General features: G+C 33.6%; 12 protein-coding genes, 2 tRNA genes, 1 rRNA gene and 1 pseudogene. 12 read left to right on the forward strand and 4 right to left on the reverse strand.

Going from position 1 to position 15,904, the window contains the following annotated elements; genetic code table 11:
- Positions 1–4: 4 nt before the first annotated feature.
- On the forward strand, positions 5–1,552 hold the full coding sequence (locus tag MUA60_RS05725) for an ABC transporter ATP-binding protein (protein WP_262650209.1): 1,548 nt from the start codon (positions 5–7) through the stop codon (positions 1,550–1,552).
- Positions 1,553–1,561: 9 nt separating this feature from the next.
- Positions 1,562–2,332, forward strand: coding sequence for an ABC transporter permease (locus tag MUA60_RS05730; RefSeq protein WP_262650211.1), 771 nt, complete (start codon positions 1,562–1,564; stop codon positions 2,330–2,332).
- 47 nt (positions 2,333–2,379) lie between these two features.
- Here MUA60_RS05730 and MUA60_RS05735 read toward each other — a convergent pair whose 3' ends face one another.
- On the reverse strand, positions 2,380–3,354 hold the full coding sequence (locus MUA60_RS05735) for a metal-dependent hydrolase (protein WP_025907185.1): 975 nt from the start codon (positions 3,352–3,354) through the stop codon (positions 2,380–2,382).
- A gap of 92 nt (positions 3,355–3,446) precedes the next feature.
- On the opposite strand from MUA60_RS05735, the gene mutY reads away from it, so the two are divergent.
- From mutY to MUA60_RS05755, 4 genes and pseudogenes are all read left to right on the forward strand, one after another.
- Positions 3,447–4,478 carry an A/G-specific adenine glycosylase gene (gene mutY, locus MUA60_RS05740; RefSeq protein ID WP_262650213.1) on the forward strand — a complete coding sequence of 344 codons (1,032 nt, stop codon included), beginning with the start codon at positions 3,447–3,449 and terminating at the stop codon, positions 4,476–4,478.
- 79 nt (positions 4,479–4,557) lie between these two features.
- Entirely contained in the window at positions 4,558–5,106 is a 549-nt protein-coding gene (gene ntdP, locus MUA60_RS05745; protein ID WP_025907189.1) for a nucleoside tri-diphosphate phosphatase, read from the forward strand.
- A 67-nt stretch (positions 5,107–5,173) separates the two neighbouring features.
- A pseudogene (locus MUA60_RS05750) lies at positions 5,174–6,936 on the forward strand (ABC transporter ATP-binding protein).
- Between the two features lie 66 nt (positions 6,937–7,002).
- A complete protein-coding gene (locus tag MUA60_RS05755; RefSeq protein ID WP_262650214.1) occupies positions 7,003–8,589 on the forward strand; it encodes an FMN-binding glutamate synthase family protein in 1,587 nt (528 codons plus the stop codon).
- A 36-nt stretch (positions 8,590–8,625) separates the two neighbouring features.
- Here the strand turns inward: MUA60_RS05755 and MUA60_RS05760 are convergent, their stop codons facing one another.
- Positions 8,626–9,720, reverse strand: coding sequence for an FUSC family protein (locus MUA60_RS05760; protein ID WP_262650215.1), 1,095 nt, complete (start codon positions 9,718–9,720; stop codon positions 8,626–8,628).
- Between the two features lie 95 nt (positions 9,721–9,815).
- Positions 9,816–11,102, reverse strand: a complete 1,287-nt coding sequence (locus MUA60_RS05765) for a glutamate-1-semialdehyde 2,1-aminomutase (protein ID WP_262650216.1) — start codon at positions 11,100–11,102, stop codon at positions 9,816–9,818.
- An 84-nt stretch (positions 11,103–11,186) separates the two neighbouring features.
- Between MUA60_RS05765 and bcp the strand changes: the two genes are divergently transcribed.
- The 3 genes from bcp to perR all read left to right on the forward strand — a co-directional run bounded on the left by bcp (position 11,187) and on the right by perR (position 13,135).
- The gene (gene bcp / locus MUA60_RS05770; RefSeq protein WP_119495485.1) at positions 11,187–11,645 is read left to right on the forward strand and encodes a thioredoxin-dependent thiol peroxidase; all 459 of its coding nucleotides are present in this window, start codon (positions 11,187–11,189) and stop codon (positions 11,643–11,645) included.
- Positions 11,646–11,650: 5 nt separating this feature from the next.
- Positions 11,651–12,604, forward strand: a complete 954-nt coding sequence (locus MUA60_RS05775) for a phosphoglycerate dehydrogenase (RefSeq protein WP_262650217.1) — start codon at positions 11,651–11,653, stop codon at positions 12,602–12,604.
- A gap of 78 nt (positions 12,605–12,682) precedes the next feature.
- Positions 12,683–13,135 (forward strand): peroxide-responsive transcriptional repressor PerR, encoded by a 453-nt coding sequence (perR, locus tag MUA60_RS05780; RefSeq protein ID WP_025907200.1) that lies wholly within the window; start codon positions 12,683–12,685, stop codon positions 13,133–13,135.
- 25 nt (positions 13,136–13,160) lie between these two features.
- Here the strand turns inward: perR and MUA60_RS05785 are convergent, their stop codons facing one another.
- On the reverse strand, positions 13,161–13,601 hold the full coding sequence (locus MUA60_RS05785; RefSeq protein WP_316964783.1) for a YgzB family protein: 441 nt from the start codon (positions 13,599–13,601) through the stop codon (positions 13,161–13,163).
- 484 nt (positions 13,602–14,085) lie between these two features.
- Here MUA60_RS05785 and MUA60_RS05790 point away from each other — a divergent pair.
- The 3 genes from MUA60_RS05790 (at position 14,086) to MUA60_RS05800 (ending at position 15,903) form a co-directional block, all read left to right on the forward strand.
- Positions 14,086–15,638: ribosomal RNA gene (locus MUA60_RS05790) — 16S ribosomal RNA — on the forward strand.
- Positions 15,639–15,729: 91 nt separating this feature from the next.
- A tRNA-Ile gene (locus tag MUA60_RS05795) sits at positions 15,730–15,806 on the forward strand.
- A gap of 21 nt (positions 15,807–15,827) precedes the next feature.
- Positions 15,828–15,903 (forward strand) — tRNA-Ala (locus tag MUA60_RS05800).
- The last annotated feature ends 1 nt before the right edge of the window (position 15,904 follow it).

The following is a 15,904-nucleotide window of genomic DNA, read 5'->3' on the forward strand; positions in this document are numbered from 1 at the left end:
CAGAATGACACAGCAAATATTACTAAGAGTTGTTAACGCAACTAAATATTATTATATAAGTAAAGAACAGAATAAATTTAAATCATTATTTAAGTTAAAGCACCTTAATAAAGACATTGTACTTAAAAATGTTACCGTGCATCTTTATAGAGGCGAAGTGCTAGGCATTATCGGCGATGATCAGTCTGGTAAAGAAATGATCAGTAAATTAATGATTAAAGAAGTTGCACCTAATTTAGGTAAAGTAACAAACCATGCCCAAACATTTTTAGCGGATGTTAGACATAAAGCTGATGATCATCAAACATTAAATGAAATGATTATTCGTACTTTGAGTTTATCCGGTGTAGAAATTAGAGACATTACGACGATTCAAAGACAAATATTAAGCTTTGCTAAATTATCGGATAAAGCTTCAAAGACGTGCCAAGATATTAATGAAGCGGAATATGCTCAGTTGTTAGTTAGTATAGCTAAATATATGAGACCGACTGTTGCAATTTTTACTAACATCATTCAATACTTAGACGAATCATTTCAAAAGAAGTTCCATGAATTTTTAAATGAACAAAAAGAATATGATCGTGCAGCTGTCGTAATTGATGACCATATACACTCAATTGAGAAGATGAGTAACTATCTTATCTGGTTAACTTATGGACAAGTTAGAAAAGAAGGCACCGTTAAAGAAGTGCTAAGTCACTACCGAGAATACCATAAGAAATATAATCAAATTCAAGATAAAGACCAAAAAGAACTTTACGATCTTAAATGGAGGATGGCTCAACAAGAACTTCCTATAGCGCATGGCGAAGGTTATAAAAGAATGCGTAAATATCAATACGGTAGAGTGCCGAAATCTGTTGAGAAAATGATATTTTATGGCTTTACGTTTATCTTTGGTGCTACATTAGCAGCGCTATTTATGTTTATAGGTGTCGGGAGTTCTCCTACAGAAAAAGAAGTTACATCAAAACAGGTCATCACAACAAATAGTGAACCTAAATACATAGATAAGTCAGCTTATGTCCTATCGCTGAAACATGATACAGAACTCACACCTTCGTCCAAAAGCTCAAAGTTGAAATTACCTCAATATAGTTTTGTAGATGTAACAGGTGAAAATCAATCTAATTATAGACTTGAAGTAGATGACAAGACTTATATCTCTAAGAAGAATAACTTGTACTTTTTCAATCCGGCAGGACTATATGAAGACGTTGATTGGTCAGATTTAGAAGATTATGTTGATGATAGTTATTTAAATTATATTGATTTTTATAACAGTTTTATGCATAAATCACATAAGAAAGTTTCCGAAACGATCACAGCTGATAAAGCAAACCGATTTAATGAACAAATGGAAGGCCAAAAAGTACATATGGTTTTCGACAGTGATAATCAACTAACTGGTTTTACATTTGATATGAAAAACAAAGCTAAATTAGTTAAGAAATATAATATTACAAGTGACAATTGGGTTGTTAAATCAAGAGACGGTTTTATGATAACAGACTTAGCAGAAAACAAATGGATTTTTATACAATTATAGGAGGTCAATATGAACGAATTATTTGAACAACATATTAAACATTTTCCACATATGCTTAAATATTGCTTCTATGAAGTTAAAACTCATTATAAATATTATGTTTCTGCTTTTGCTATCATGTTAGTATTATTGATTTTCACATATTTAAAGTTATGGTTTACTGATGCGATAGATGTACAACAATCAACGTCTTATTATAAGTTGATTGGCTTTTTCGCTTACATGTGGGTCTTTTTATCACTTTTTAATTCTGAAAAGACAGTCAGAAAACAAGGGGCACTTTATAATAGATTATCAGTACCGTACTATGTTGGTGCTTCTTCACAAGTATTTTTAACGATGATCATATTCTTGATTGTTGTAACGCTTACTGGGATTGTTTCAACATTTTCGACATCAAATTTAATCGAAATTAACCATTTAGGATTTTTCTATTATTTAGTGATGGCATACATATTACTTGTACCAGTAGCATCGATTATTGGCGTGTTTGGTAAATATGTCTATTCAGCTCGGTTTATTGTTTTCGGATTATTGATTGTATTATTATTTGTCGTACCGATATTGTACGTACCTAATAATATGTATGCAGTTTGGGTCAATGTCCTAAAACTCAATCCATTATTCTATATTATTAATGGGTTCCAACAATCAATGGTGTTAGGTAACGCATCCGTTACGAATTTGCCATATCATATTCTGTTCTATTTTGAAGTAGCATTTATCTATTTAGCTTGGATTAATATTAATAAAGCTTATAAAACTGAATACTTTAAATAAACAAATAAGGCTGAGACGATTTAATCGTCTCAGCCTTATTTGTTTTGTTATGCTTCAAGTTTTTTCATTAATTTCTCTTCAGTAAATACCCAGCCGATATATGAGTTTGTCACTTTCATATCATCATCTAAATGTAGTATAGCTACAAATGGGTAATGACCATTCTTCAAATATCTTAAATCAATAAATCTTAGTTCTGTTGTTTTTTTATCTATTCTTGTAACTTCCCATCGATAAATAGAACTGAAACTTAAGAAAGATCTTAAATTCTCATCATATTTAGCATAAGCCATTATATGGTCATTCGGGAATGCTTGTCTTTTGAATACATCATTAAATGCTACGTTACGACCATAACTGCGCCCAACATAATCATGTGTTTCAGTTTGAATGGCAATTCGCCATTCCATAAATCGTATTGTGGGTGCAACAAATATTTTAACGGGATTATCTTCTTGTTGTATTTGTTTTAAAGCTTGGTCTTTTATCGCTTTTTGTAATATGAATCGAACAATATAATAGAATATTAACAAGAAGTATAATGTACCAAAGGCAATGCCAGCATTAACACCGAGTGTCCAGAACAGTATGGCAACTAAGTGTGCTACAAAAATAATGGGGTCGAACGTATTAATGATACTTAATTGAATCCATTTATTAGATATCGGTCTAAGCGCCTGTGTACCATATGAATTAAAAATATCTACAAAAACATGAAAGAATACGGCAAATTGCGTCCATAACCAAATATGCAAGACATCAACTCCTGGAAAGATAACGAATATTAGAAACGTTAATATTAAAGGCCATAATAATGTAAAAGGTATAGAATGTGTTATACCTCTATGGTTTTTTACATATATCGCATTATTTTTTAATTTTAATACTGTATCAATATCAGGTATTTGTGATCCAACCATTATACCAGTTGCCACTGCAGCAAATGTAGGTGTAACATGTGGATCTAATGTCGCAAGACCAGTTAACGCAACACCCATAACAACGTGTGTACCAGTATCCATAAAAATCACCACTTTACTTTAATCTATATGATATATATTATATAGCATATGCATAGTAATCTGAAGCAATTCACAAGAAAGTAGTGTCATAAATGATAGAAACGAAACAATTTAAAGACGATTTGCTTAATTGGTTCCATAAAAATAAACGACAAATGCCATGGAGAGAAACATCAAATCCATATTATATTTGGTTAAGTGAAGTAATGTTGCAACAAACACAGGTTAATACGGTTCGACCATATTACAAAGCATTTATTGAGCGTTTCCCAACTATAGAAAGTTTGAGTGAAGTAAACGAAGAAGATGTACTTAAATATTGGGAAGGTTTAGGTTATTATTCTAGGGTTAGAAATTTTCAAGAAGCGGTTAAAGAAGTTCACCGTAGTTATCACGGAGTAGTACCAGATAACCCTGATGATTTTAAAAAGTTAAAAGGTGTTGGACCATATACAAATGCAGCAGTTATGAGTATCGTGCATAATCATCCGATACCAGCAGTTGATGGTAATGTGTTAAGAGTGTGGAGTAGATTGACTGGTAATGACAGTGATATAGGTGCCCCGAAGACTAAAAAAATATATGAAGATGAATTACAGCCATTTGTAGAAGAACATTCAGGAGATTTTAATCAAGCAATGATGGAATTAGGAGCAACCATTTGTACACCTAAAAAGACTTTGTGTATTATGTGCCCTGTTCAAAAACATTGTTATGCATTTGCTAATGGTATAGTGGATGAATTACCGGTTAAAAAGAAAAAAATAAAGAAAAAGACAATTGATTTTAACGTATTATATATCACGAATCGTTCTGGAGAGATATTAGTACGCCAAAGAGATACGAAATTATTAAATGGCATGTGGGAGTTTCCAATGTTTGAGGCTGATGAAAGTATACACAGCATTGAAGAAGCATTAGATGCAGTCATTGATATTAATCAAACGCCTGAATTTACGACTAAGCATGTTTTTACACATATGACATGGAATATGAATGTGTACCGAGCGCATACTCAAAAAAGCGCATTTGATTACCCATATAAATGGATTAAAAAAGAAGAAAAAGACCAGTTATCATTTTCAACATCTATGAGCAAGATTTTTAATCAACTCAATGGATAATGATAAGAAACATAATTTTAGCTTATTTATTTAAATATGATATAATAACTTGGTAAATATTTAAAAGGTGGTGTGGAACATGGTCAAAGAATCCATACCAAAAGAAGGCCAAGTAATTAAAATACAAAGTTATAAGCATGATGGTAATATACATCGTGTGTGGTCTGAAACAACAATTCTTAAAGGTACGAGTCATGTTATTATCGGTGGGAATAATCGTACACTCGTAACAGAAAGTGATGGTAGAACTTGGGTAACAAGGGAACCAGCGATTGTTTATTTCCATTCAGAATATTGGTTTAACGTCATTTGTATGTTCCGCGAAGACGGTGTTTATTATTATTGTAATTTATCATCACCATTTGTTTGTGATGAAGAAGCGATTAAATATATCGATTATGATTTAGACATTAAAGTTTATCCAAGCGGCAAGTATCATTTGTTGGATGAAGATGAGTATAAACAACATATGAAACAAATGAATTATCCTAAAGACATTGATGTAATACTTAGAAGAAATGTTGATATTCTACAACAATGGATTGAACGCAAGAAAGGACCATTTGCGCCAGACTTTATTAAAGTTTGGCAAGAAAGATTTCATTCAATTGATAGACGTAATTCTTGAGAATGAAAATATCACAGCCTAGCTAAAGCTAGGCTGTTTCGTTTGGACTAAGATTGGGGGAACAATAATGATTAAAAGGTATTTACAATTCGTAAAACCATACAAATGGCATATTGTAGGTACGATTATCATTGGAATTTTAAAATTTGGTATCCCGTTATTACTTCCATTACTGATTAAATATGTAATCGATGATGTAATTAATAATGGCGCACTATCAATTGGAGAAAAAACAGAAAAATTAACATATGCAATGTTAATTATGGGATTCATATTTGTTGTACTAAGACCACCTATAGAATATTTCAGACAATATTTAGCACAATGGACATCTAATAAAATTCTGTATGATATTCGTAAAAAATTATACACTCACTTACAGGCATTAAGTTCAAGATTTTATGCGAATAATAAAGCAGGGGAAGTTATATCAAGAGTGATTAATGACGTTGAACAAACTAAAGACTTTATCCTTACAGGACTTATGAAGGTTTGGTTAGATTTAGTGACAATCGTCATCGCATTAAGTATTATGTTTGTTTTAGATATTAAATTAACATTTACGGCAATTGCGATTTTCCCAGTATTTATATTTAGTATTTATTACTTCTTCGGAAAATTACGAAGTTTAACGAGAAGAAGATCGCAAAGTTTAGCAGAACTTCAAGGATTTCTTCATGAACGTGTTTCAGGGATGTCTGTTATAAAAAGTTTTGCTATAGAAAAAAATGAAGAAAAACGATTTGATAAAAGGAACCAAAACTTCTTAACTAAAGCAACCAAAACTTCTTAACTAAAGCAACTGATCATACGAAATGGAATGCCAAATCATTTGCAGTTATTAATACAGTTACAGATATTGGTCCGTTATTGGTAGTAGGTATCGGTGGTTTTCTTGTTATTCAAGGGAATTTAACTGTTGGGACATTAGCAGCATTTGTAGCATATCTTGAACAGTTATACGGACCTTTAAGAAGATTGGTTTCATCATCTACAACTTTAACGCAAAGTATCGCTTCAATGGACAGAGTATTTCATTTGTTTGATGAAAAATATGATGTCAAAAATGAAGATGACGCACAAGACATTGTCATTAAAGAAGGGCACATTACGTTTAATGACGTATCATTTAAATATAATGATTATGAAGATGAAGTGCTTAAACATATTAACTTAGATATTAATAAAGGTGAAACGGTCGCATTTGTAGGTATGAGTGGTGGCGGTAAATCAACACTTATTAGTTTACTGCCTAGATTCTATGATGTGACAAAAGGTTGCATTAGTATTGATAATCATAACGTTAAAGATTTCACAACTGAAAGCCTAAGAAATCAAGTTGGTATGGTTGAACAAGATAATATTTTATTCTCTGATTCTATTAAAGAAAATATTTTATTAGGTAAACCAGATGCATCTGACGAAGAAGTTATAGAGGCAAGTAAAAAAGCGAATGCACATGACTTTATTATGTCATTACCAAATGGTTATGATACAGAAGTCGGCGAACGTGGTGTGAAATTATCAGGTGGACAAAAGCAAAGAGTTTCTATTGCGAGAATATTCTTGAATAACCCTCCTGTATTAGTACTTGGTGAAGCGACGAGTGCACTTGATTTAGAAAGTGAAAAAATCATCCAAGATGCGCTTGAAATATTAAGTACTGAAAGAACGACTTTAATAGTTGCGCATAGATTATCAACGATTACACATGCAGATAAAATAGTTGTTATTCAAAATGGACAAATTGAAGAAGTTGGTTCACACAAAGAATTAATGGCAGCACAAGGAAGTTATTACAACTTATATAATATTCAATCGTTCGGGTAAAATTACAACGCCCCCTCATTCTATGCTATTATTAATTTAATAGAGATAGACTGAGGGGGAATTTTTATGACTTTTTTAAGCATACTACAATTGATTGTGAATATTTTATTCTTTGTCATCATTATTGGGGGTATTATTGCTTGTATTTCTTTATATGTTATAGATAAAAGGCAAAAGCATCATAGTGTTTTAAGAAATTACCCGGTACTTGGTAGAGTGAGATACTTTTTAGAAAGTATAGGACCAGAACTTAGACAGTATTTAATATTAAATGATAATGCTGGAAAACCATTTTCAAGAAAGCAATATTTGAATATCGTCATGCCAGGAAAATATAAAAATAGAATCGAAAGTTTTGGATCGTTGAGAAAATTTGAAGAGCCAGGATTTTATTTACAAAATACAATGTTTCCAGTAGACCATGATGAATTAGAAATTAACCAAGATGAACAAATGTCTACTTTTATTTATGAAATTTCTAATGAAGGACTTTTTGATCGTAAAGAAGAACAAAAACAAAAAAATGTTGATCCATATAAATTAACAACAGACAACCAAATTATTATAGGTGGTGACTTAAAACATCCCTTTATTGTTAATAGATTGGTTGGACAATCAGGTATGAGTTATGGTGCACTAGGTAAAAATGCGATTACTGCATTGTCAAAAGGATTGGGCAGAAGCGGTTCATGGATGAATACAGGAGAAGGAGGATTAAGCAATCATCATTTAAGTGGAGATTGTGATATCATCTTTCAAATAGGATCAGGTTTATTTGGCGTTCGAGATAAAGAAGGGAATTTCGATGAGAAAGAATTTATTGAAAAAGCTAACATGAAACAAGTGAAGGCATTTGAATTAAAGTTAGCGCAAGGTGCCAAAACGAGAGGCGGACATATTGAAGGGGCAAAAGTAACAGAAGAAATTGCTGAAATTAGAAATGTAACGCCTTTTGAAACAGTTAACTCACCTAATAGATTTGAGTTTCTTCATAATAATAAAGAGTTATTACAATTTGTTCAGAAGTTAAGAGAACTATCTGATAAACCAGTTGGCATAAAAATAGTTGTCGGAAACATAAGTGATTTAAAGAAATTAATACATGAAATGGTATCATCAAACATTATTCCTGATTTTATTACAGTCGATGGTGGAGAAGGTGGAACAGGTGCGACATATCAAGAACTTGTCGATACTGTTGGTTTGCCATTATTTTCTGCATTACCAATATTAGATGTTGAACTTAAAAAATTTAAAATAAGAGATAAAGTGAAAGTATTTGCATCTGGAAAGCTTATTACACCTGATCAAATTGCTATTGCTTTAGCGTTAGGTGCAGATCTCGTTAATGTAGCAAGAAGTTTAATGATTAATGTAGGTTGTATTATGGCTCAACAATGTCATACAAATAATTGCCCTGTAGGTGTAGCTACTACAGATCCAAAAAAAGAATCTGCTTTAGTTGTATCAGAAAAAGAATACAGAGTTTCAAATTATATTGTGAGTTTACATGAAGGATTATTTAATTTAGCAGCAGCAGTAGGTGTGAAAAGTCCTAATCAAATAAATGAAAACCATTTATTATATAGAAGTGCTAATGGAAATGTCATGAATGTAAATCAATATAAAAAATCCATATATAAAGAGAATTAAAAATAGACCTGAACAGTTATCTGTTCAGGTCTATTTTTATAAATCAAAATCTTCATCTTCAATTTGAATGTCGCTATCTTCTGGATGATATTTGAAATAACTAGAAGATAATTTGTCTAAATGTAAAATAGTCGCTTTATAATCTAACATAGCTGAAATAACTTGCATGACATTCTCAATATAGTAATCTTCTTGATCAGGATTTTCCATAATATCTTTAATAAATATTTCCATTAAATCTTCTTTATAAGGTTCTACTAAATAATCGGGAACTTGATCAATTTCGTGTTTAGCTTTTTGTGATATCCTTACTAATATTTGTTCATGCTGCGCCATCAGTTCATCCAGTTCAAACTTCATTTGTACTTTGAGATCATCATTTAAATTATGAATATCGTTTTCGTAACGATTCATTTTCCTTAAAACTTCGTATGCTCTTCGTGTTGATGCAATAATCTCTTTGAAAAGAATCTTCTTACGCATTTGGCTAAAAGCTTGTTTCTTAGTGTAGGCTCTTTCTTCTTTATAATATAAATAAAATTGTTCAAGCTTTACGATACGTGTTCTGATTGTTTCTAAATCTTGTTTTACGTAGTGAAATTCAGTTGTACCATTTAACACTAATCTAAACCATTTAAATATATCAGTAGAAATATTAAGTGAGTTATAATACATTTTAGTTTCGAATTTCGGTGGTAGAAACGTAAAGTTAACAAGGAAAGCACTTAACACACCAATCATAACTAAGACAAAACGATAGAATGCAGAGATATAGAAATCTCCTTCGTGATGTCCAAGTATGATTAAAGCTGTAACAACTGCTAAGTTAGAAACATGTTGTAGATTAAATTTGTAAAGTATTGAAATAATGATAATCGCTGTTAAACCGATAAATACAACATTGTTCCCAAAGATAGAGAATATGGTAACAGCCGTAATCGCACCAATAACATTACCTTGAAATTGTTCTACAATTGTTTTGAACGAACGATAGACACTTGGTTGCATGGCGACCATTGCAGCAACACCAGCTATTGTTGTTATCATTGCTGGTCCTGGCAGTAAATTAGCTATAAATATTGCTAGGACAATCGCGATACCAGTTTTAAATATTCTTGCCCCAAATTTCATAGAACCATTCCTTTTTATTTTTAAAACAGGGTTGTAACAAATATCACAAGCCTAGTATATATTGGTTATACAACGTTTTGGCTAACTTTTCAAGTTTATAATTGAGAGAAAGCGTAATCAACTGCATTTAATGTTTGTTTTATGTCTTCTTCAGTATGCTCAGTCGTTAAGAACCATGCTTCATATTTAGAAGGTGCTAAATTAATACCTTGATTTAACATTAACTTAAAGAATTTTGCGAACTGTTCGCCGTCAGTATTTTCAGCTTGAACATAGTTTTCAACTTTGTCATCTGTAAAGTAAAGTGTTAAAGCACCTTTGATTCTATTAACTGTTGCTTTAACGTTATGCTTTTTAATTAAATCCAATAAACCGTCTTCTAATTGTTGACCTAATTGATCTAATTTATCGTATACACCAGGTTGTTCCAATATTTCCAATAATGCAATTCCAGCTCTCATAGAAAGTGGGTTACCTGCCATTGTACCTGCTTGGTATGCTGGACCAAGTGGTGCAACATGTTCCATGATTTCTTGACGTCCGCCATATGCACCGATTGGTAAACCGCCTCCAATAACTTTACCAAATGCAGTTAAGTCAGGATAAACGCCTAATAAATCTTGTGCAGCGCCGTAATGGAATCTAAAAGCTGTAATAACTTCATCATAAATAACTAAACCACCGTATTGATGTGTTACTTCATTTACTGCTTCTAAAAAGCCTTCTTTAGGTTCAACCATACCAAAGTTTCCAACGATTGGCTCCACTAATACACCAGCAACTTGATCGCCCCAATGTTCCATAGCTTCTTTAAATGAATCTATATCATTAAAAGGAACTGTAATAACTTCTTGTGCTACACTTTTCGGTACTCCAGCAGAATCAGGTGTGCCAAGTTGAGATGGACCACTTCCTGCAGCAACAAGTACTAAGTCAGAATGTCCATGATAACATCCAGCGAATTTAATGATTTTATCTCGCTTAGTATATGCACGTGCAACTCTAATAGTTGTCATAACAGCTTCAGTACCAGAGTTTACAAATCTAATTTTTTCTAACGATGGAATAGCGTTACGTAGTTTTTTAGCAAATGTAATTTCATATTCAGTAGGTGTACCGAATAATACACCATCTTCAGCTGCAGCTTTAATGGCTTCTGTTATATGTGGATGTGCGTGTCCAGCTATGATTGGTCCATATGCTTGAAGATAGTCAATATATTTATTACCATCAACATCGTAAAAATACGCACCTTTACCTTTTTGCATAACTACAGGTGCGCCACCACCTACAGCTTTATATGAACGAGATGGTGAATTGACACCACCAAGAATATATTCATTAGAAAGTGTTTGTAAGTACTCACTTTTTGTAAATTCCATATTATCAACCTCTTTTAATTTAATTATTTTCATTTATATCGTATCATAAAATTAAACATCTATCGTTTATAAGGAGTGTAAAATATGATACAAATTGGTGAAAAATTTCCGAATTTCAAGTTAAAAAATCAAAATGGTGAATTAATTAGTAATGAGGACTTAAAAGGGTCTAAAGTCGTTGTTTATTTTTATCCTAGAGACAACACACCGACATGTACGACAGAAGCATGTGATTTTAGAGATAACTTAGAAGATTTTAATGAATTAAATACGAAAGTTTATGGTATTAGTGGAGATAGTGAAAAGAAACATGCTAATTTCTCTAATAAACATAATTTGAATTTTGATTTACTAGTAGATGAAGACTATAAGCTTTCTGAAGAAGTAGGCGTATATCAATTAAAGAAATCATTTGGTAAAGAATCAATGGGGATCGTTAGAACGACTTTTGTTTTAGATGAAGAAGGTACTGTCATACATAAAATTGACAAAGTAAAAGTTAAAACTCAAATTGAAGACTTAAAAAACTTTATAAAGGAATGATATAAATGAAAGTCGTTACTTTAATGAGGCTAAAAGAACAAGAAGAGAGATTAAAAGAAACGTTTCCTAATGTAGATTTTAAATTTTATAAGCATCCGAATGAAGCACGTGATGAAGATTTAGAAGATGTTGATGTACTAGTTAGTTACCATGGAGAAGTAAATCCTTCATTTTTAAATAAATGTAAGAACATTAAACTGATCGCATGGTTTGCAACAGGGGTGAATCAATTACCTTTAGATTACATACAAGATAGAGGAATTAAGTTGACTAATGCAAGAGGGGTTCACGCCATTCAAATCGCTGAATTTATTTTTGCATATATCCTAAATGATATTAAACTATTCAGTACTTCATATAAATCTCAAAAGAAACGTGAATTCAATCATAAGCTCAAACCAGATTCAATAAATGAAAAGACGATTTTATTTTTAGGTACAGGCAAGATTCCGCAAAGAACTGCTGAAGTAGCTAAAGCATTTAATATGAAGGTTATTGGTATTAATACAACCGGACATGAAGTGCCAGGATTTGATGAAGTTTATTCTATAGAAGAAAGACGTCATGTATATCATAAAGCTGACTTTATTGTGAATGTATTACCTGAAACAGAAGATACGATACATTTACTACAAAAAGAAGACTTTAAACAAATGAATGAAGATACACATTTTATAAATGTAGGTAGAGGTACAGTCGTATCAGAAAGTGTCTTATATGAAACATTGGATAGTAAAGAAATTAGATATGCATCTTTAGATGTATTTGAAGAGGAACCATTACCTGAAAACTCTAGACTATATGATTTAGATAATGTGTTTATCACAGCTCATATTACAGGTAATGATCTTAACAATTTAAAGAGAAGTACAGATATTCTAATTGAAAACCTTAAACATATTGAAAATGATGAACTAGATCAGTTAATAAACATTGTTAACACAGAAGTGGGATACTGATTAATTGTTTGACAAAATACTACTAAAAGGGATATATTATAAATAATAATCATTATAAATTAGAAGGTGGGTGTAAGGATGCAACAAAATATTGAGAATGTTGAACATATGTTAGACGATGCAATTGGTACTTTAAGAAGTACTGGTGTTAGAATTACACCACAACGTCAATCGATACTTCAATATTTAATCGAAACAGATAGTCATCCTACTGCTGATGAAATTTATCAGTCACTTTCACCACAATTTCCAAATATGAGTGTTGCTACAGTTTATAATAACTTAAAAGTTTTTAAAGAAACTGGGCTTGTTAAAGAATTAACGTATGGTGACGCTTCAAGTCGTTTTGATTTTGAAACACATAATCACTATCATATTATCTGTGATCAATGTGGTAAGATATCTGATTTTCATTATCCACGATTAGATGAAGTAGAACAATTGGCACAACATGTCACTAGTTTTTCAGTAACGCACCACAGAATGGAAATATATGGTGTTTGTCCAGAATGTCAAAACAAGAATAAATAAAACAAAAAGCTAAAGGCGGATGCCTTTAGCTTTTTTTCTTTTCTTCACTATGTTCTTCAGTTTGCTGCTCTTCTAGTTTCTTAGATTTGCGCTTATTATTATAATCTTGATTAAAGGCTTTACCCTCTAAATTCTTATCTAATGTAAGAGGTTGATTACAATTAGCACAAATATCTGCTCGTCCTAACATTTTTGTATAATGGTCACAGTTTGGACATTGCACTTGTATAGTCCGAGAACTCAACATGCCAATCCAAAAGTAAACTATAAATGAAAGACCAAGAGCTAACATTCCTAAAACTAAGAAAATACTAAATACAATTTGGCTCTTAAAATAGTAAAAGAAGAATACACCTATGTACATAACAATCATACCTAAGAAGATTAATCCTAATGCAAAAGATCTAATTCTATTTATTTTACTAGTAGGTTTTTTGCGAAATAGCTTCAAATCTATTCCCTCCATACTTATTAATACTGATAAAGTATAGCATAATTTCTATTAAAATATATAGTCCCTAATAAAGCGAAATAATACACAATTTTGTTTAAATAAATCGTTGACGTATAGTATATATCTTGATATTATATAAAAGTCGTCGAAACAGACAGACATCGCAAAATAAAACGATTGTTAAAAAGGTTAATAAAGTGTAAATTTAACGCTTGAAATTAACTAAATAACAATGTAATATAAATTATGCAAGTTGATTGAAACGGAAACGACCACTTGAAAAGCTGAGTCAAACCGAACAAAATAAATTATTATTTTCTAAAAATAATACTTGACTTGATATTTAATAACTAGTATAATTGTTTCTTGTAGCGATTAAAATGAACATTGAAAACTGAATGACAATATGTCAACGTTAATTCCAATAATTGAGTACTAAAAGTACTTCAGAGCAATTGGCTTAACCAATCAAAATGAGCTTATCAAGCTTACTTCTTTTATGGAGAGTTTGATCCTGGCTCAGGATGAACGCTGGCGGCGTGCCTAATACATGCAAGTCGAGCGAACAGATGAGAAGCTTGCTTTTCTGATGTTAGCGGCGGACGGGTGAGTAACACGTGGGTAACCTACCTATAAGACTGGGATAACTCCGGGAAACCGGGGCTAATACCGGATAATATTTTGAACCGCATGGTTCAATAGTGAAAGACGGTTTCGGCTGTCACTTATAGATGGACCCGCGCCGTATTAGCTAGTTGGTAAGGTAACGGCTTACCAAGGCGACGATACGTAGCCGACCTGAGAGGGTGATCGGCCACACTGGAACTGAGACACGGTCCAGACTCCTACGGGAGGCAGCAGTAGGGAATCTTCCGCAATGGGCGAAAGCCTGACGGAGCAACGCCGCGTGAGTGATGAAGGTCTTCGGATCGTAAAACTCTGTTGTTAGGGAAGAACAAATTTGTTAGTAACTGAACAAGTCTTGACGGTACCTAACCAGAAAGCCACGGCTAACTACGTGCCAGCAGCCGCGGTAATACGTAGGTGGCAAGCGTTATCCGGAATTATTGGGCGTAAAGCGCGCGTAGGCGGTTTCTTAAGTCTGATGTGAAAGCCCACGGCTCAACCGTGGAGGGTCATTGGAAACTGGGAAACTTGAGTGCAGAAGAGGAGAGTGGAATTCCATGTGTAGCGGTGAAATGCGCAGAGATATGGAGGAACACCAGTGGCGAAGGCGGCTCTCTGGTCTGTAACTGACGCTGATGTGCGAAAGCGTGGGGATCAAACAGGATTAGATACCCTGGTAGTCCACGCCGTAAACGATGAGTGCTAAGTGTTAGGGGGTTTCCGCCCCTTAGTGCTGCAGCTAACGCATTAAGCACTCCGCCTGGGGAGTACGACCGCAAGGTTGAAACTCAAAGGAATTGACGGGGACCCGCACAAGCGGTGGAGCATGTGGTTTAATTCGAAGCAACGCGAAGAACCTTACCAAATCTTGACATCCTTTGACCGCTCTAGAGATAGAGTTTTCCCCTTCGGGGGACAAAGTGACAGGTGGTGCATGGTTGTCGTCAGCTCGTGTCGTGAGATGTTGGGTTAAGTCCCGCAACGAGCGCAACCCTTAAGCTTAGTTGCCATCATTAAGTTGGGCACTCTAGGTTGACTGCCGGTGACAAACCGGAGGAAGGTGGGGATGACGTCAAATCATCATGCCCCTTATGATTTGGGCTACACACGTGCTACAATGGATAATACAAAGGGCAGCTAATCCGCGAGGCCAAGCAAATCTCATAAAATTATTCTCAGTTCGGATTGTAGTCTGCAACTCGACTACATGAAGCTGGAATCGCTAGTAATCGTAGATCAGCATGCTACGGTGAATACGTTCCCGGGTCTTGTACACACCGCCCGTCACACCACGAGAGTTTGTAACACCCGAAGCCGGTGGAGTAACCTTTTAGGAGCTAGCCGTCGAAGGTGGGACAAATGATTGGGGTGAAGTCGTAACAAGGTAGCCGTATCGGAAGGTGCGGCTGGATCACCTCCTTTCTAAGGATATTACGGAATGACCATTAGGTCATGGAATAACGAAGACATATTGTATTCAGTTTTGAATGTTTATAACATTCAATTTAAGAATGGGCCTATAGCTCAGCTGGTTAGAGCGCACGCCTGATAAGCGTGAGGTCGATGGTTCGAGTCCATTTAGGCCCACCATTAAAATTTAATTCCCAATTAGGGGGCTTAGCTCAGATGGGAGAGCGCCTGCTTTGCACGCAGGAGGTCAGCGGTTCGATCCCGCTAGTCTCCACCAT

Origin of the sequence: Mammaliicoccus sciuri, from assembly GCF_025561425.1 — a bacterium.
In the GTDB taxonomy this organism is placed as follows: Bacteria; Bacillota; Bacilli; order Staphylococcales; family Staphylococcaceae; genus Mammaliicoccus; species Mammaliicoccus sciuri_A.

What these genes read in the sequence shown, in the direction of transcription:
- MUA60_RS05725 (WP_262650209.1), top strand. Translation starts at nt 5, where the DNA reads ATGACACAGCAAATATTACTAAGAGTTGTTAACGCAACTAAATATTAT.
- MUA60_RS05730 (WP_262650211.1), top strand. Translation starts at nt 1,562, where the DNA reads ATGAACGAATTATTTGAACAACATATTAAACATTTTCCACATATGCTT.
- MUA60_RS05735 (WP_025907185.1), bottom strand. Translation starts at nt 3,354, where the DNA reads ATGGATACTGGTACACACGTTGTTATGGGTGTTGCGTTAACTGGTCTT.
- mutY (WP_262650213.1), top strand. Translation starts at nt 3,447, where the DNA reads ATGATAGAAACGAAACAATTTAAAGACGATTTGCTTAATTGGTTCCAT.
- ntdP (WP_025907189.1), top strand. Translation starts at nt 4,558, where the DNA reads ATGGTCAAAGAATCCATACCAAAAGAAGGCCAAGTAATTAAAATACAA.
- MUA60_RS05755 (WP_262650214.1), top strand. Translation starts at nt 7,003, where the DNA reads ATGACTTTTTTAAGCATACTACAATTGATTGTGAATATTTTATTCTTT.
- MUA60_RS05760 (WP_262650215.1), bottom strand. Translation starts at nt 9,720, where the DNA reads ATGAAATTTGGGGCAAGAATATTTAAAACTGGTATCGCGATTGTCCTA.
- MUA60_RS05765 (WP_262650216.1), bottom strand. Translation starts at nt 11,102, where the DNA reads ATGGAATTTACAAAAAGTGAGTACTTACAAACACTTTCTAATGAATAT.
- bcp (WP_119495485.1), top strand. Translation starts at nt 11,187, where the DNA reads ATGATACAAATTGGTGAAAAATTTCCGAATTTCAAGTTAAAAAATCAA.
- MUA60_RS05775 (WP_262650217.1), top strand. Translation starts at nt 11,651, where the DNA reads ATGAAAGTCGTTACTTTAATGAGGCTAAAAGAACAAGAAGAGAGATTA.
- perR (WP_025907200.1), top strand. Translation starts at nt 12,683, where the DNA reads ATGCAACAAAATATTGAGAATGTTGAACATATGTTAGACGATGCAATT.
- MUA60_RS05785 (WP_316964783.1), bottom strand. Translation starts at nt 13,601, where the DNA reads ATGGAGGGAATAGATTTGAAGCTATTTCGCAAAAAACCTACTAGTAAA.